Source organism: Dactylosporangium sp. NPDC005555, from assembly GCF_040605635.1.
Classification (GTDB): Bacteria; Actinomycetota; Actinomycetes; order Mycobacteriales; family Micromonosporaceae; genus Dactylosporangium.
In genome coordinates this window covers 36143-52824 of sequence record NZ_JBEXDG010000002.1, presented here as the reverse complement: position 1 = coordinate 52824, position 16682 = coordinate 36143, and the positions used below count along the sequence as shown (strand labels likewise).

Below are 16682 nucleotides of genomic sequence, written 5' to 3'. Positions count from 1 at the left end.
AACGTCTTGACACAAGGTTAGGCTTTCCCCATGACGCTGGAGCAATCGGCAGTGCGACCACCTGCACAGACCCGCGGTGCCGGTCCTGCCGGACAACGCCGCCGCTCACGGCGCGAGGAGATCCTCGAGATCGCGGTCGGGCTCTTCGCGACCCGCGGCTATCACGGCGTCTCCATGGACAACATCGGCGCGGCCGCGGGCGTGACCGGTCCGGCGCTCTATCACCACTTCGCCGGCAAGGAGGCGATGCTGGCGGCCGCGCTCATCCCGGTCAGCGAGCAGCTCCTCGCCGGCGGGCAGGCCCGCATCTCCGAGGCGTCCGAGGACCCGGCCGCCGCTCTTGCCGCGCTGGTCGACTTCCACGTCGAGTTCGCCCTGGCCAACCCGGCGGTCATCGCCCTGCACCTGCACGAGCTCGACCGGCTGCCCGAGGAGCCCCGGCGGCAGATCCGGCGGTTGCAGCGGCTCTATGTCGAGGAGTGGGTCAACACCCTCACCGCACTGCGCCAGGAGCTCAACGCCGGCGAGGCCCGCGTCCTGGCCCACGCCGCCTTCGGTCTGATGAACTCCACGCCGTTCCTCGGCGGCGAGGTCGACCGGCCGCGCCGCGCCGAGCTGCTCCGCACCGCGACGCTCTCCGCGCTGCGAGGGTGACCCTCCGGGGGTTATCCACAAGCCCTTTACGTGTAAACCCACAGAGTTATCCACAGGAGACGCTCCGCATGCTGACCTCGCTGCTCGTCGCCAACCGTGGGGAGATCGCCCGCCGGATCATCCGCACCGCGCGCAGGCTGGGGATCCGCACCATCGCCGTGCATTCCGACGCCGACGCCGGGCTGCCGTTCGTCAGCGAGGCCGACGAGGCGGTGCTGATCGGCCCGGCCAACCCGGCCCAGTCGTATCGCAACACCGAGGCGATCCTGGCCGCGGCGAAGTCGACCGGCGCGGAGGCGATCCACCCCGGCTACGGGTTCCTGTCGGAGAGCGCGGCCTTCGCCGCCGGCGTCGTCGAGCACGGCCTCATCTGGGTGGGGCCCGGGCCCGAGGCGATCATCGCGATGGGCGACAAGATCAACGCTCGCAATGTCATGGCCGCCGCTGGTGTACCGGTGGCGCCGGGCACCACCGACCCGGCCGCCACTGCCGACGAGGCCGCCGCCGCCGCGAATGACATCGGCTACCCCGTGATGGTGAAGGCCGCCGCCGGCGGCGGTGGCATGGGCATGGGCGTCGCCGCCGACGAGGCCGGGCTGCGCACGGAGTATGAGAAGGTGCGCGCCTTCGCCGAGCGGATGTTCGGCGACGGGTCGGTGCTCATCGAGCGGTATTTCCCCCGCGTGCGCCACATCGAGGTGCAGATCCTCGGCCTCGCCGACGGCCGCGTCGTCGCCCTCGGCGAGCGCGAGTGCTCGGTGCAGCGCCGCAACCAGAAGCTCGTCGAGGAGACGCCGTCGCCGGCCCTCGACCCGCGGCAGCGCGCCGACCTGCTCGCCGCCGCCGTCCGGGCCGGCGAGGCGGTCGGCTACCGCAACGCCGGCACCGTCGAATGCCTCTTCGACCCGACGACCGGACAGTTCTTCTTCCTGGAGATGAACACGCGTCTGCAGGTCGAGCACCCGGTCACCGAGGCGGTGTTCGGCATCGACCTGGTCGAGGAGCAGTTGCGGGTCGCGTCCGGCCTCGCGCCGACCTTCGACCCCGGCGCGCTGCGCGCCACCGGTCACGCCATCGAGGTCAGGGTCAACGCCGAGGACCCGAAGCGCTTCCTGCCCGGCCCCGGTGCGATCACCACGTGGGTCGAGCCGGCCGGCGACGGGGTGCGCGTCGACGCCGGGTATGGGCCGGGCACCGTCGTCACCCCCAGCTACGACTCGCTGATGGCGAAGCTGATCGTGCACGGCACCGACCGTGCCGACGCCCTCGCCAAGCTGCGGGGCGCTGTCGCCGGGTTCGAGGTCGTCGGCCCGAAGGTCAACCTGCCGTTCTTCGCGGAGCTGCTCGACAACGCCGAGTTCGTCTCAGGCGACTACGACACGGGGATCGTCGGCCGGATGCGTGCTGGAGGTGTGCGGTGAGCTTCGTTTCCATCCGTGAGGTCGGGCCCCGCGACGGCCTGCAGAACGAGGACCCCGTCCCGGCCGCCGCCAAGGTGCGGCTGCTCGACGCGCTGTCCGCGACCGGCGTGGGCAGGATCGAGGCCGTCTCGTTCGTCCACCCGAAGGCGATCCCGCAGATGGCCGACGCCGATGAGGTGTGGGCGGCCGCGGTCAAGAACCCGGCGGTGCACTACTCGGCGCTGGTGCCCAACTCGCGCGGCGCCGAGCGGGCGCTCAAGGCCGGCTTCGGCGAGATCGAGGTCGTCGTCTCGGCGTCCGAGACGCACAACCAGCGCAACGTCAACCGGTCGACGGGGGAGTCGCTCGACGACATCGCCGCCCTGATCGCGCTGCTGCACGGCGCGGGCGCCACCGCCGAGGTGATCATCTCGACCAGCTTCGGCTGCCCGTTCGAGGGCGACATCGACCCGGCGCGGGTGGCCGGCATCGTCGACCGGGTCGTCGCCGACGGCGCGGACCGGGTGGCGTTCGGCGACACGACCGGCATGGCCACGCCCCGCCGGGTGCAGGACGTCGTCGGTCTCGTCCGCGACCGCCACCCCGACCTGCCGCTGCTGCTGCACTTCCACAACACCCGCGGCGCGGCCCTGGCCAACATCCTCACCGCGATGCGGATGGGGATCACCGAGTTCGACGCGAGCGTCGGCGGGCTCGGTGGCTGCCCTTACGCGCCCGGCGCGACCGGCAACGTCGCCACCGAGGAGGTCGTGCACCTGCTGCACGACATGGGCTACGACACCGGCATCGACCTGAAGGCGCTGATCGGGGCGGCCGCGATGGCCCAGGAGATCGTCGGGCGGGAGCTGCCGTCGGGCGTGCTCAAGGCCGGTCCGCGAATCCCTTTCTGACGCTCCCTGTCCCACTTGTGCCCGATTCGCCGGGATAGTGGCGTGTCCCCGGCGGAGACGGTTCGTTGCTCAGTACGGAAACAGTCACATGTGGGGCGACGAGCCCGACATTGAGCCCGTACTGAGAGGCGGCCATGGCCCAGAGGAGCGAGCGCAACCCGCGCACGGCCCGCTGTGTCCGGTCCGCTGCCCGGATCGCCGTCAAGGGTCTGGTCGTCGCCGGTTTCGCCGGCGTGGCCTGGATGCTGTCGGCGTCGGCGGCGCACGCCTCCAGCAGCACGACGACGTCGTCGGGCTCCGACGGTTTCGCGTCCGGGGTCTCCCTGATCGCGCCGGTGACCAACCTGGTCACCGGGACCGGCGGCTCAGGACTCGACCTGCTCGGCTTCGGCGCCGGCGGCAACCGTCACGGCGCCTCCAGTCACAGCTCCAGTGGTCACATCGGGTCCACCGGTGTGCCCTCCGGGGCGACGAAGCACGAGTCGAAGCGTGACCTGCTCACCGGGACGGTGCTGACCGTCCTGCGACCGGTGACGGGCACCGTCCTGGCCACCACCGACAGGGTCACGGACAAGGCGGCCACCAAAGCCGCCACTCCGGCATCCGTCAAGATGTCCCGCTTGACGACGGTGAACGCGTCGAGCGCCACGAACTCACGCACCAAGAGGCCGGCCAAAGCCGGCATCAAGAACGCCCGCAAGACGTCTACGCAGGAGCCGGCCGTCCAGGCCGAACCGGTCGGCGTCGGGTCAACGGGCGACGTCGTAGCCGCGGCGACCGGCACCTCCCGTGCCGGCGTCGACCCGACACGCGTCGCCTCCCGTGCCATGGACACGTTCGACCGGCTCGACGCCGGCGACGCCACGCACGAGAAGCCGGTCGCGGACCGGACCGAAGCGCAGGGCACGCGCCACGTGCCGCTGCTGCCCCGCCCGGCGCCCGTCCCGGCACCGGCGGTCGGCATCACCTCGGGAGTCCCGGGCACCGGCTCGGGCCTCAACCACGACGGTGGCGCCGCCGCCACGCTGCCCGCCGCACCGGCCGGCACGAAGGTGGTCACCTTCCGGCTGGACGCGGTCGAAGACGCCGAGCTGAGGCTGCTCGCAGCCGAGAGGCCGACAGTCTCACCCGACTGAGGCCGGCCGGCCAGCCGACGCGACGCGAAGCGGGCCGAGCCGGAGCCAGCCAGGGTCCCTGGGCCTGCATCGACCGCATCGACCACATCGCGGCATCTCGCACCACCGAACACACACGCACCATCCGGGCGCACGTCGACAGGGCGGAGCCGGGCAGAGCCTGCCCGCACGCAGGTATCACGGCTCTGATCCGCGCCCATCAAAAGCAGCACTGAAGAGAAACACCTACCGAAGGGTCTCACTTTCACCATGAAGACGTGGGTTCGTAAGTCGCTCAACGTGGGCGTGCTTTCCGCGGGCTTCCTGCTCATCTCGGGCGGGGCCGCGCACGCCGACTGGACGACTGGCTACAACGCCGGCCTGCTCAACGGCAATCAGTTCGACACCACTCTCCAGCTGCCGGTCAACGTCTGCGGCAACTCGATCGCGGTCCTCGGCTTCGCCGACGCGTCCTGCGGCGGCGGTGCCGCGGCGATCGACACCGAGAGCGCCACCACCGAGGACTGGACCACCGGGTACAACGCCGGTGTCGCCAACGGCAACCAGTTCGACACCACGCTCCAGGCGCCGATCAACGTCAGCGGCAACGCCGTCAGCGTCCTGGGCTTCTCGCAGGCCTCCAGCCAGGGCGGCGCGTACGCCGTCAAGGGCGGCATGGCGTCGGACGACCGTGGCCGGGGCAACGGGCACGGCCACGGCCGGGGTCACGGGCACGGCGGCGGCAACGGCGGCGGCAACGGCAACGGTGGCTACGCCGCGAACAACAACGGTGGCTACGACGACGCCGCGGCCGACGACTACACCGAGAGCACCGGCAACCGCACCGAGGACTGGACCTCGGGCTACAACGCGGGTCTGCTCAACGGCAACCAGTTCGACAGCACGCTGCAGCTGCCGGTCAACCTGAGCGGCAACGCGATCAGCATCCTCGGCTTCTCCAGCGCGCAGAGCGCCGGCGGTGCCTGGGCGGTCAAGGGTGAGAGCGCCTCCACCGAGAGCTCCACCACCGAGGACTGGACCACCGGCTACAACGCGGGTCTGCTCAACGGCAACCAGTTCGACACCACCATCCAGGCGCCGGTCAACGTCTGCGGCAACGCGATCGCGATCCTCGGCTTCTCCAGCGCCTCCTGCGGCGGCGGCGCGGTCGCCGTCGACGGCGACGGCTGGGGCGGCGGCAACGGCGGCGGCAACGGTCACGGGCACGGCCACCACGGCAACGGCGGCGGCAACGGTGACTGGGACGACGACTGGGACGACAACGGTAACGGCAACGGTGGCTACGGCGACGACAACGGCAGCGGCAACGGTGGCTACGGCGACGACGACGCCGACAGCAACGGTGGCTACGGCAACGGCGGCAACGCCAACAACAACGGTGCCTACGGCAACGCCGCGGGCAACGCCAGCAACATGAGCTCGCACGGCGCCTCCGCGTCGCACGGCAAGGCGAAGACCAAGAAGGTCTCCAGCGAGCACGGCCGCGGCAACGGTCACGGCACCGGCGCCGCCAACGACGGTGGCTACGGCAACGGCCAGAACAACGGCGGCTACGGCAACGGCAACAACAACGGCAACAACGACGGCGGCTACGGCGCCGGCAACGGCAATGGGCACGGCAACGGCAACGGCAACGGGCACGGCAACGGCAACGGGCACGGCAACGGGCACGGCAACGGGCACGGCAACGGGCACGGCAACGGTGGCGGCGCGACCGCCGTCAAGAACTCCTGCAGCGACTGGACCACGGGTTACAACGCCGGTCTGCTGAACGGCAACCAGTTCGACACCACGCTGCAGGTGCCGATCAACATCAGCGGCAACGCGATCAGCCTGTTCGGTTTCTCGCAGGCGTCCAGCCAGGGCGGCGCGGTCGCGTACTCCTGCTGACATCGGTGCCAGGGTCCCTCTGATCCGCAGGGGGACCCAGGGTCACGCCGGGTGCACACCGACCCGTGCCCGACGAGCCATTGGTACTTGACCTCCGTTTCGGCTAACCTGAACGATCGTTAGGCATAACGATCGTTCAGGTTGCTGACGCGGAGGTCGCGCCATGGTGGAGGGTCTTCGGAAACGCGTCGAGGCCGGCGGTGCGGAGAAGTATCACGCGGCCAACGCCGCTCGGGGCAAGCTCTTCGCCCGGGAGAGGGTTGCCCAGCTCGTCGACGACGGAACCTTCGTCGAGGACGGGATGTTCGCCAACGTGCTGGCCGAGGGCCTTCCGGCTGATGGCGTCGTCACCGGCACCGCCACCGTCGACGGCCGGCCGATCTGCCTGATGGCCAATGACTCGACGGTCAAGGCCGGCTCCTGGGGCGCCCGGACCGTCGAGAAGATCATCCGGATCATCGAGAAGGCCTACAACACCGGCGTCCCGATGGTCTATCTGGTGGACTCCGCCGGCGCCCGCATCACCGACCAGGTCGATCTCTTCCCCGGCCGGCGCGGCGCGGGCCGCATCTTCCACACCCAGGTCCGCGCCAGCGGCAGCATCCCGCAGGCCTGCGCCCTGTTCGGCCCGTCCGCCGCGGGCGGCGCCTACATCCCCGCCTTCTGCGACGTCGTCGCCATGGTCGAGGGCAACGCCTCCATGTATCTCGGCTCCGACCGCATGGTCGAGATGGTCACCGGCGAGAAGACCACCCTCGAGGCGATGGGCGGCGCGCGGGTGCACTGCGCGGAGTCCGGCGTCGGGCACTTCCTGTGCAAGACCGAGGTCGAAGCGATCGAGACCGTCCGCCGCTACCTGTCCTACCTGCCGTCCAACTGGACCCAGCCGGCTCCGGTCGCCGCTCCCGCCGAGGCCACCGGCCTGCCGGAGATCCCGGCCAGCGAGCGCCAGGCCTTCGACATGCGCCGCTTCGTGAAGGGGCTGGTCGACGAGGGCTCGTTCTTCGAGATCCAGGCGCTGTGGGCGCGGGAACTCACCACCGGCTTCGCCCGCATCGACGGCAAGCCCGTCGGCGTCGTCGCCAACAACTCGCTGTTCAAGGGTGGCGTGCTCTTCGTCGACTCCGCCGACAAGGCGACCCGCTTCGTGCAGCTCTGCGACGCGTTCAACGTGCCGCTGCTCTTCCTCGCCGACGTGCCCGGCTTCATGGTCGGCTCGGCGGTGGAGAAGCAGGGCATCATCCGGCACGGTGCCAAGATGATCACCGCAATCTCCGAGGCGACGGTGCCGAAGATCTGCGTCGTCGTGCGGAAGGCTTACGGTGCCGGGCTCTACGCGATGGCCGGTCCCGGCTTCGAGCCCGATGCCACCATCGCGCTGCCCACCGCCAAGATCGCCGTGATGGGCGCCGAGGCGGCGGTCAACGCCGTCTACGCCAACAAGATCGCGGCGCTGCCCGACGACGAGGCCCGCGCGGCCTTCGTCGCGCAGCGGCGCGCCGAGTATGAGCGCGACATCGACATCATGCGCCTGGCCAGCGAGCTGGTCGTGGACATGGTCGTCGAGCCGGGCGCGCTACGCGGCGAGCTGGGCCGGCGTTTCGCCGCCGCCGCTGGGAAAGACCGTCAATTCTCGCGCCGCCGTCACGGCGTCACGCCCGTCTGAGAGGCACTGTCATGGTCGACTTCACCCTCGGCGAGGATCTCGAGGCGCTACGCCTCAGCGTCCGCGAGTTCGCCAACGACGTCGTCGCGCCCGTCATCGGCGACTACTACGAGCGGCACGCGTTCCCGTATGACATCGTGCGCCAGATGGGCAAGATGGGCCTCTTCGGCCTGCCCTTCCCCGAGGAGCACGGCGGCATGGGCGGCGACTACTTCGCGCTCTGCGTCGCCCTGGAGGAGCTGGCCCGCGTCGACTCATCCGTGGCGGTCACCCTGGAGGCCGGCATCTCCCTCGGCGCCATGCCGATCTACCGCTTCGGCACCGCCGAGCAGAAGGCCCACTGGCTGCCGAAGCTCGTCACCGGCGAGGCCCTGGCCGCGTTCGGTCTCACCGAGCCAGGTGCCGGCTCCGACGCCGGCGGCACCCAGACCCGCGCCGTGCTCGACGAGACCACCGGCGAATGGGTGATCAACGGCTCGAAGGCGTTCATCACCAACTCGGGCACCGACATCACCGTCATGGTCACTGTCACCGCCGTCACCGGCGTCAATCCGGACGGCTCCAAGGAGCTCTCCTCGATCATCGTGCCGAACGGCACCCCGGGCTTCACCGTCCAGCCCGGCTACTCCAAGGTCGGCTGGTGCGCCTCCGACACGCACGAGCTGAGCTTCTCCGACGTGCGCGTGCCCGCCGCCAACCTGCTCGGCGAGCGCGGCCGCGGCTATGCGCAGTTCCTGCGGATCCTCGACGAGGGCCGGGTCGCGTTCGCCGCGCTCGGTGTCGGCCTCGCCCAGGGTTGTGTCGACGAGTCGGTCGCCTACGCCAAGCAGCGTCGCGCGTTCGGCAAGGCGATCGGCGAATACCAGGCCATCCAGTTCAAGCTCGCCGACATGGAGGCCCGCGCCCACACCGCCCGCCTCGCCTACTACGACGCCGCGTCGCGCCTGGTCAACGGCCGGGACTTCAAGCGCCAGGCCGCGATCGCGAAGCTGCAGGCCAGCGACGCCGCGGTCACCAACGCCCGCGAGGCGACCCAGGTGCACGGCGGCTACGGCTTCATGAACGAGACCCCCGTCGCCCGCATGTGGCGCGACGCGAAGATCCTCGAGATCGGCGAGGGCACCTCAGAGGTCCAACGCATGATCATCTCCAGGTCGTTGGGGCTCTAACGTTTAAGGGGATTTCGCGGGCTTGCACGGGCGTGCTTGCATACTGCGATGTTCGCGAAACTCGGCACGCTCATGGACCGCCACCGCTGGCCCGTCATCGGGGTGTGGCTGGCAGTGACCGTGGCGGGTGCGGTCTTCGGTGGCGGCCTGTTCGACCGGCTCGCCACCACGAGCACCAACCGCGCCGACAGCGAGTCGGCGATCGCCCAGCACCGCATCGACGAGCTCGCCCCTGAGGGCTCGATGGTGATCGCCGTCATCGAGGGCAAGGACGTCTACGACCCGGGGCTCAACGCCAGCGTCACCAAGGCGACCCAGGAGATCAAGGCCATGCCCGGGGTCAAGGAGGTCAACGACCTCTACAACGGCCCCGGCGGTCAGATCGGCGCCGACAACATGAGCTCGACGGTGCGCGTCGAGCTCGACCCGAAGCTCGGCGAGAGCGCCCGCGAGGACCTCGAGGACAAGGTCAAGGCGCGCCTGAAGCGCATCGAGGCGCCGAAGGTCACCGTCGGCGGCACGAAGATCGCCGAGCGGGCGTTCGGCGAGCAGTCGGTGCGCGACCTCGCGATCGGCGAGAGCATCGCGCTCGTCGCCCTCCTCGTCGTGCTGGTGCTGATCTTCGGTGGGGTCATCGCCGCAGGGCTGCCGCTCGCGGTCGCAGTCGTCGGCGTGTCCGGGTCGCTGCTGCTCCTGCTCGGCCTCAGCTTCGCGACCAAGGTCAGCGAATACTCCCTCAACGTCGTCACCCTGCTCGGCATCGGGCTCGCCGTCGACTACTCGTTGCTCATCGTCGCCCGGTTCCGCGAGGAGCGGCTGACCCACGAGCCGACCGAGGCGCTCGTCGAGGCGGTCGCGCGGTCCGGCCGGGCGGTCGCGATCTCCGGCATCGCGGTCGCGGCGACCCTCGCGGGCCTGACGGTCTTCGCGGAGCCGCTCCTGGCCGCCGTCGCGCTCGGCGGCGCCGCCGTCGTCGTGCTCGCGACCGTTGCCGCTCTGTCGCTGGTACCGGCGCTGCTCTCCCTCGCCAAGCACAAGATCCCGGCCGCCGGCGAAGGGCGGTTCACCCTCAGGACGGACCTCCTCGCGAAGCTCGCCGCGAAGGCACAGCAGTCGCCCGGACCGGTCGCCCTCGGTGTGACCGTCGGCCTGCTCGTACTGGCGGCGCCGCTGCTCGGGGCGAACTTCGCCAACTCCGACGCGCGGGCGCTGCCGCACAGCAACGAGGCCCGGCAGGCCTACGACGCGCTGCAGACGAAGTTCAACAACAACCACCCCGACGACGTCGTCGTGCTGCTGGAGGCCGGCCCCGAACGCGCCGACGTCCGCATGTTCATGAACCAGGTCAACAAGGAGCTCAGCGGCCAGCTGTTCCGCCAGGAGGTGCGCCCCGACGTGCCCAAGGGCTGGACGGTCCTCGACCTGACCCCGAAGGGCGAGGTCGGTGGGCAGGAAGGCCTCGACCTGGTGCGCAAGGTGCGGGCCATGCCGACCCCCTTCCCGAAGTGGGTCACCGGATCGAGCGCGGAGGTCATCGACTACCGGGACTCCCTTGCGCGGCGGCTGCCGATCGTGGCGCTGATCGTGCTCATCGTGACCGTCGTGGTGCTCTTCGCGCTCACCGGCTCCGTGGTCATCCCGCTCAAGGCCGTCCTGATGAACCTGCTGACCCTCGTCGCCACGCTCGGCGTCCTCGTCGTGGTGTTCCAGTGGGGCTGGGGTCAGCTACCGCTCTTCTTCGACTCATGGGGCGGCATCGACCTGACGACCCCGGTGCTGCTGTTCGTGTTCATCTTCGGACTGTCGATGGACTACGAGGTCTTCCTCCTGGCGCGGATCAAGGAGGAGTACGACCAGCGTCCCGACACCAACCGGGCGGTCCTGCGCGGCATCACGAAGTCCGGCCCGGTTGTGACGGCCGCCGCGATCTGCATCGTCATCGTGTTCCTCGGCTTCGCGGTCGGCGGGCTGGTCGCGGTGAAGGAGATCGGCGTCGGCATGACCGTCGCCGTGATCATCGACGTCACGGTCGTGCGGGGGCTGCTGCTGCCGGCGCTCATGACGATGCTCGACACCTGGAACTGGTGGGCACCGTCGTTCCTGGCCCGGCCGGGTGCTGCTCGGGTGGCGGGGGCCGGGACGCCTTCAGGGAAGCGGGCTCCGAAGCAGCGGGCCGCGGACCCCGCGGACGACCTGACGGTCGAGGTGCCGACGCTCACCAAGCCCGATAAATAGACAATCGTCGGCGTTCCGACGACCAGCTTCTGCGGGACGGCTCCGATTAGTACCCTTCCTCAACATGTCTCCAGTTGCGGATCATGATCCGCGGGGCGCCGGGGCAGGGTTCGCCGCCGCGTTGCGGGCCCGCCGCCTGGCACGGGGACTGACCCAGGAGGAGCTCGCCGGCCGGGCCGGCCTCGGTGTGCGAACCCTGCGCGAGCTCGAACGCGGCCGGGTCGCCCGCCCCCAGCGGGGAACCCTCGCCCTGCTCGCCGACGCGCTCGACCTCGTCGGTGCCGACCGGGAAGACTTCCTGGCCGGGATCGTCACCACCACCCCGGCGACCCTGCCGCTGCCCACGGTGCCCGCGCTCATCGGCCGCGACGCCGACATCGCCGAACTCCTCGACCTGCTGGAGCGCGCCGACCTGGTCGCGCTCGTCGGTCTGGCCGGCGTCGGCAAGACGGGCCTCGCCCACGCCGTCGCGCACGCCACCCCGGGGACCGCGGTCTCGGTCACGATCACCGATGTGTCGCAGCCCACCGACGTGTTCGCCGCCGTCGCCGCCGTCTTCGGCGTCGCCCGCGCCGAGGAACTCCTCGACCGGCCGGCGCTGCTCGTCCTCGACGGCATCGACCGATCCCACCGCAGCGCGGTCAAGGCCATCACCTGGCTCCGCGCCCGCGTGCCGGCGGTGAAGATCCTCGCGACCAGCCGCCGCCCCCTCGCCGGCGTCATCCCCGGCGCCGTCGACTGGCGGGTCGAGCCGCTGGACCTGCCGCACACGTCGGCACCCACCTCGCTTGCGGAGGTGCGCCGCACGCCGGCCGTCGCACTGTTTCTCGACCGGCTCCGCCAGGTCCGCCGGGAACCCGTGCCGGACGCCGAGATCCCCGCCGTCGCCGAACTGGTCCGCCGCCTCGACGGCCTGCCGCTCGCGATCGAGCTCGCCGCCGCCCGTGGGCGGGTGCTGGAGCTGCCCGAGCTGCTGTCGCGGTACGGCAACCGCGTCCTCGACCTCGCCGCCACCGACCCCGACGGTCAGCGGCTCCGCGACGCCGTCGCCGCCAGCTACCACCTGCTGGACGAGCCCGACCAGGCCGCGCTCCGCCGACTCGCCATGTTCCGCGGCCGCTGGTCGCTCGAGCTCGCCGAGGCGCTGCTCGGGTTCAACGCCGAGACCGTGCTCGACCGGCTCGTCGGGCTCGGCCTGGTCAGCGTCCGTGGCCCCGGCGACCTGCGCTTCCGCCTCCTCGACGTGGTCCGCGACTTCGCCTCCGAACGGGGCGCCGAGCAGGGCGAGCTGCGGAAGTTGCGCATCCGCCACGCCGAGGTCGTCACCAGGATCGTGGTCCGGCTCGCCGCCGACCTCGTCGGACCGGCCAGCGCCGCCGCCGTGTCCCGGCTCGACTACCTCAACAGCGACATCCGCGCGGCGCTGCGGTACGCCTCCGTCCGTGATCCCGCCATCGCGCTGCGCCTCGCCGGGGCCATCCCGCGCTGGTGCCGCCTGCGCGGCCGTGACGTCGAGGCGCACAGGCTGCTCCGGCGGCTCCTCGACGACCCGCGCACCGCCGGCTGCGACCCGCTGATCCGCGCGACCGCCCAGGTCGCCGCCGGGATGCTCGCGATGGCGCACGGGCGGGGCTTTGCCGAGCTCTGGCCGACCGAGGCCGCGCTCGAGGTGCTCGTCGCTCACGGTGACGCCGCCGGGGAACTCGCCGCCCGAGCCGTCCTGGCGGGGGTGTGGCAGGCGGTCGGCGGCGCCGACGAGTCCCGCCGGCACAACGAGGCGATGCTCGGGCTGGCTATCCGTACCGGCCGAATCCGGGAGATCGCCGTCTCGCAGAACAACATCGCGTGGCACGACATCCGCACCGGCGACCTGGCCACCGCGGCCCGGCGGCTGGCCGGCGCCGGACGGCGCGCCGCGGAGGCCGGCGACACCCGCCTCCAGGTGCTCACGCAGGCGAACCTGGCCGAGGTCGCGCGCCTCGACCGCCGCTACGACGACGCCGTCGACCTGGCCCGCCGCGCTGCCGCCGCGACCGCCGAGGTCGGCGACCCCACCCACCGGGTCCGCGCGCTCGGCACGCTCGGGCAGGCGCTCGCCGAGTCCGGTCGCCTGCAGGAGGCGGCCGAGGTGCTGGTCGAGCTCGCCGAGCTGCCCGGCAATGCGGGGGCGTCGGCCATGATCGGCGGGTATCTCGGGCTGGCCGAGGGCGACCGTGCCGCGGCGGCTGCCGCGTTCGAGACGGCGGCGAATCTGCTCGCCGGTCGCGATGACATCCGGGATGTACTGGAGGCGCTCGTCGGACTGGCCGCGAGCGCCGGGGCGGCCGACCGGGAACGGGCGCTGGGCGAGCTGGACGGGATCTGCGCGCGGGGCGGGCTGGCGTTGCTGCCGCGGGAGCATTCGCTGCTGGCGGGCTGATCCCTGCCTGGGCTTCGGCCCGGCTTTACGGCTGAGCCTTTGGTCCGGGCTTAGGCCGGGCTGCGGTCCGGGATTGGACCGGGCTTCGGTCCGGCTTTTGGGCACGGACGAAGACCCCCCGGGCGCGTGTTGCCTTCCCACCTGCTTCGTCCGTGCCGGTCCCCGTGGTGCGGTGCCTCCCCAGGGCGGACATTAACGAAGCTGTTCGTCTGGAATGCGGCTTTGCGTCCTTTTCACCACATGGACCGGCAGAAGCTGCCGGTGATCCTGCCGGTCGCGTTCCCGGCCTTTCACGTCCTGGATCAGGCGGCGGCGGCGACGCCTGAGGTCGCGCCGGGGCGGACCGCGTCGCGGATCGTCCTCAGCCCGCCGAGCAGGGTCTGCAGGGACTCCGGCGACAGCCGGCCGGTGAACCACTCGTCGATGAGGGCGACGTGACCCGGCAGCACCGCATGCATCTTGGCGACACCGGCCGGCGTCACCACCGTGAACGAGCCCCGCCGGTCCGTCGGGCAGGCACGGCGCATCGCGAGCCCGTCGCGCTCCAGGCGGTCGACGACCCGGGTCACGCCGCTGGTCGACAGGCCGGTCTGCGCCGCGAGGTCGGTCATCCGCAGCTCGCCGCCGGGCGAGCGGGCGAGCCTGACCAGCACCTCGAAGTCGACATTTCCGAGACCGTGCTCGGCCAGCTGGACGTTGAGCCGCGCGGTCACACCGGTGAAGGCCTCGACGAACAGGCCCATGGCGGTGATTCGCGGATCTTCCAGCATCTCGTCGGTCACAGTGGCAGTCTAACAGAAGAGCTTGACAAACGAGAGTCTGCCGTGAGTATATTTGCGTCAGCAATCTTCTCCGCCACAGCACATCTGGAGGGCATCATGACCGCACCGGTCGGCACCCGCGAGTTCAACGGCGTCAACATCCCCACGCCCGGCAAGTTCGACATCGACCCGGCCCACACCCGGGTCAGCTTCACCGCCAAGCACCTCATGGTGAGCAAGGTCCGCGGCGGCTTCACCAAGGCCGGCGGCACGATCGTCATCGCCGAGGACCCGCTGCAGTCGCACGTGGAGGTCGAGATCGACGCCGCCAGCATCGACACCGGCGTGGCCGACCGTGACGGCCACCTGAAGAGCCCCGACTTCCTGCACGTGGAGCAGTGGCCGGCGCTGACCTTCAAGAGCACCCGCGTGGTCGGCTTCTCCGGCGGCGAGTTCAAGCTCGTCGGCGACCTGACGATCCGCGACGTCACCCGCGAGGTCGAGCTCGACGTCGAGTTCGAGGGCCACGCGAAGAGCCCGTGGGGCCAGGAGGTCATCGGGTTCAGCGCGACCACCGAGATCGACCGCGAGGAGTTCGGCATCACCTGGAACCAGGCGCTCGAGACCGGCGGCGTCCTCGTCGGCAAGAAGATCAAGATCGAGATCGGCGCCGAGGGTGTGCGCCAGGCCTGAGTCGGCCCCGGCCGACAGCTGTTCTGATAGATCGCCTTCGAGACCGGTTCGCGACTTAAGCCGGAGTTTGACCGTCGTGCAGAGGGTGGGCGAAATATCCCACCCTCTGCAAGGTTTTGCTCACCGTCGGCTGAAGCTGCGCCCGTTTTGTCCCTAGCGGTACATCCCGACCACTCCTAACGTGGAGGGTCCACGGGGTCGGCCGGGATTTGGGGAACACAATGGGGCAAGACGTCATACGGGGAGCATTCTCGCGTGAGGACCGCGCCCGATATCGGTATAAAGTACGTCGATGTCTTGATGTGTTCGCCCTGATGCTCAACGACTTCCGGTTCGACTCGGACCGGCCGATGACAGGTCTCGAGATCGAGCTCAACCTCATCGATCCCGAAGCCCAGCCGGCCATGCGCAATGCCGAGGTGCTCGCCGACCTGGCAGACCCGTCGTTCCAGACCGAGCTCGGCCAGTTCAACCTCGAGATCAACGTCGCGCCGCGCGTCATCGAGGGCGACGGCCTCGACGTCTACGAGCGCGAGGTCCTCGCCAGCCTCGTCCACGCCGACGAGCGCGCCCGCAAGTCCGACGCCCAGCTCGTGCTCATCGGCATCCTGCCGACCCTGCGGCCCGAGCACACGGTGCTCGCCAACCTGTCCAACAACCCGCGCTACGCGCTGCTCAACGAGCAGATCATCAATGCGCGCGGCGAGGACATCGCCCTGGACATCCGCGGCCAGGAGCGCCTCGAGGCCGAGTCCGACTCGATCGCCGCCGAGTCCGCCTGCACCAGCGTCCAGTTCCACCTCCAGGTCGCCCCCGAAGACTTCGCGATGCACTGGAACGCGTCCCAGGCGATCGCCGGCATCCAGGTCGCGGTCGGGGCGAATTCGCCGTATCTCTTCGGCAAACGGCTCTGGGCGGAGACCCGTATAGCGCTGTTCGAGCAGGCCACCGACACCCGCCCCGAAGAGCTCAAGGCCCAGGGCGTCCGGCCCCGGGTCTGGTTCGGCGAGCGCTGGATCACGTCGATATTCGACCTGTTCGAGGAGAACGTCCGCTACTTCCCGCCGCTGCTGCCCATCACCGACGACGAAGACCCCGTCGCCGTCCTGGAGGCCGGCGGCGTCCCGCACCTCGGCGAGCTCCGGCTGCACAACGGCACCATCTACCGGTGGAACCGTCCGGTCTATGACGTCATGAACGGCCGCCCTCACCTGCGCGTCGAGAACAGGGTCCTGCCCGCCGGCCCCACGGTCGTCGACCAGGTCGCCAATGCCGCGTTCTACTTCGGTCTCGTCGGCGAGCTCGTCCAGCAGGACCGTCCGATCTGGACGCAGATGACGTTCTCCGCCGCCGAGGAGAACTTCCACACCGCCGCCCGCGAGGGCCTCGACGCCCGGCTGTGGTGGCCCGACCGGGGCGAGGTCCAGGTCGCCGAGCTCGTCCTGGACGAGCTGCTGCCCCTCGCCTCGGCCGGCCTCGACCGCTTCGGCGTGCACCCCGCCACCCGCGACCGCCTGCTCGGCGTGATTGAGGGCCGCTGCCGCACCGGCCGCAACGGCGCCGCCTGGCAGACCGAGACCGTCGACGATCTGGAGGCCAGACACCACCTCGACCGCCGCTCAGCACTTCGCGAAATGCTCCAGCGCTACAGCGTCGGCCTCCACACCAACGAGCCCGTCCACACCTGGCCCGTCTGAACCACCGGGGCGCGGTGGCTTGCCGGCGGGGTTGCTCGTGGGCGCGCTGCG

General features: G+C 70.6%; 12 protein-coding genes. 11 read left to right on the top strand and 1 reads right to left on the bottom strand.

Translation table 11 applies throughout. The annotated features are described in order from the left end of the window. Positions 1-30 precede the first annotated feature (30 nt). The 9 genes from ABZS58_RS02880 (at position 31) to ABZS58_RS02840 (ending at position 13480) form a co-directional block, all read left to right on the top strand. The gene (locus tag ABZS58_RS02880) at positions 31-654 is read left to right on the top strand and encodes a TetR/AcrR family transcriptional regulator (protein WP_354776917.1); all 624 of its coding nucleotides are present in this window, start codon (positions 31-33) and stop codon (positions 652-654) included. A gap of 68 nt (positions 655-722) precedes the next feature. Then, positions 723-2075 carry a biotin carboxylase N-terminal domain-containing protein gene (locus tag ABZS58_RS02875; RefSeq protein ID WP_354776915.1) on the top strand — a complete coding sequence of 451 codons (1353 nt, stop codon included), beginning with the start codon at positions 723-725 and terminating at the stop codon, positions 2073-2075. After that, the gene (locus ABZS58_RS02870) at positions 2072-2965 is read left to right on the top strand and encodes a hydroxymethylglutaryl-CoA lyase (protein WP_354776913.1); all 894 of its coding nucleotides are present in this window, start codon (positions 2072-2074) and stop codon (positions 2963-2965) included. Before ABZS58_RS02875 ends, ABZS58_RS02870 begins: the two co-directional genes overlap by 4 nt. 134 nt (positions 2966-3099) lie before the next feature. Continuing rightward, positions 3100-4101, top strand: coding sequence for a hypothetical protein (locus ABZS58_RS02865; protein WP_354776911.1), 1002 nt, complete (start codon positions 3100-3102; stop codon positions 4099-4101). 249 nt (positions 4102-4350) lie between these two features. Continuing rightward, the gene (locus tag ABZS58_RS02860) at positions 4351-5991 is read left to right on the top strand and encodes a chaplin family protein (RefSeq protein WP_354776909.1); all 1641 of its coding nucleotides are present in this window, start codon (positions 4351-4353) and stop codon (positions 5989-5991) included. Between the two features lie 163 nt (positions 5992-6154). Continuing rightward, positions 6155-7657, top strand: coding sequence for an acyl-CoA carboxylase subunit beta (locus ABZS58_RS02855; protein WP_354776908.1), 1503 nt, complete (start codon positions 6155-6157; stop codon positions 7655-7657). Between the two features lie 11 nt (positions 7658-7668). After that, positions 7669-8826, top strand: coding sequence for an acyl-CoA dehydrogenase family protein (locus ABZS58_RS02850; protein WP_354776906.1), 1158 nt, complete (start codon positions 7669-7671; stop codon positions 8824-8826). 48 nt (positions 8827-8874) lie between these two features. Beyond that, on the top strand, positions 8875-11061 hold the full coding sequence (locus ABZS58_RS02845; protein ID WP_354776904.1) for an MMPL family transporter: 2187 nt from the start codon (positions 8875-8877) through the stop codon (positions 11059-11061). A 64-nt stretch (positions 11062-11125) separates the two neighbouring features. Beyond that, the gene (locus tag ABZS58_RS02840) at positions 11126-13480 is read left to right on the top strand and encodes a helix-turn-helix domain-containing protein (RefSeq protein ID WP_354776902.1); all 2355 of its coding nucleotides are present in this window, start codon (positions 11126-11128) and stop codon (positions 13478-13480) included. A gap of 302 nt (positions 13481-13782) precedes the next feature. Here ABZS58_RS02840 and ABZS58_RS02835 read toward each other — a convergent pair whose 3' ends face one another. Beyond that, positions 13783-14250 carry a MarR family transcriptional regulator gene (locus tag ABZS58_RS02835; RefSeq protein WP_354777414.1) on the bottom strand — a complete coding sequence of 156 codons (468 nt, stop codon included), beginning with the start codon at positions 14248-14250 and terminating at the stop codon, positions 13783-13785. A gap of 108 nt (positions 14251-14358) precedes the next feature. Between ABZS58_RS02835 and ABZS58_RS02830 the strand changes: the two genes are divergently transcribed. Both ABZS58_RS02830 and ABZS58_RS02825 read left to right on the top strand, forming a co-directional pair. Continuing rightward, on the top strand, positions 14359-14934 hold the full coding sequence (locus tag ABZS58_RS02830; RefSeq protein WP_354776900.1) for a YceI family protein: 576 nt from the start codon (positions 14359-14361) through the stop codon (positions 14932-14934). Between the two features lie 221 nt (positions 14935-15155). Then, positions 15156-16631 carry a glutamate--cysteine ligase gene (locus ABZS58_RS02825; RefSeq protein WP_354776898.1) on the top strand — a complete coding sequence of 492 codons (1476 nt, stop codon included), beginning with the start codon at positions 15156-15158 and terminating at the stop codon, positions 16629-16631. Positions 16632-16682: the final 51 nt, after the last annotated feature.

Bases quoted from the DNA above. Each gene is read 5' to 3' on its own strand.
- ABZS58_RS02880 (WP_354776917.1), top strand. From the start codon at position 31: ATGACGCTGGAGCAATCGGCAGTGCGACCACCTGCACAGACCCGCGGT.
- ABZS58_RS02875 (WP_354776915.1), top strand. From the start codon at position 723: ATGCTGACCTCGCTGCTCGTCGCCAACCGTGGGGAGATCGCCCGCCGG.
- ABZS58_RS02865 (WP_354776911.1), top strand. From the start codon at position 3,100: ATGGCCCAGAGGAGCGAGCGCAACCCGCGCACGGCCCGCTGTGTCCGG.
- ABZS58_RS02860 (WP_354776909.1), top strand. From the start codon at position 4,351: ATGAAGACGTGGGTTCGTAAGTCGCTCAACGTGGGCGTGCTTTCCGCG.
- ABZS58_RS02855 (WP_354776908.1), top strand. From the start codon at position 6,155: ATGGTGGAGGGTCTTCGGAAACGCGTCGAGGCCGGCGGTGCGGAGAAG.
- ABZS58_RS02850 (WP_354776906.1), top strand. From the start codon at position 7,669: ATGGTCGACTTCACCCTCGGCGAGGATCTCGAGGCGCTACGCCTCAGC.
- ABZS58_RS02845 (WP_354776904.1), top strand. From the start codon at position 8,875: ATGTTCGCGAAACTCGGCACGCTCATGGACCGCCACCGCTGGCCCGTC.
- ABZS58_RS02840 (WP_354776902.1), top strand. From the start codon at position 11,126: ATGTCTCCAGTTGCGGATCATGATCCGCGGGGCGCCGGGGCAGGGTTC.
- ABZS58_RS02835 (WP_354777414.1), bottom strand. From the start codon at position 14,250: ATGCTGGAAGATCCGCGAATCACCGCCATGGGCCTGTTCGTCGAGGCC.
- ABZS58_RS02830 (WP_354776900.1), top strand. From the start codon at position 14,359: ATGACCGCACCGGTCGGCACCCGCGAGTTCAACGGCGTCAACATCCCC.
- ABZS58_RS02825 (WP_354776898.1), top strand. From the start codon at position 15,156: ATGGGGCAAGACGTCATACGGGGAGCATTCTCGCGTGAGGACCGCGCC.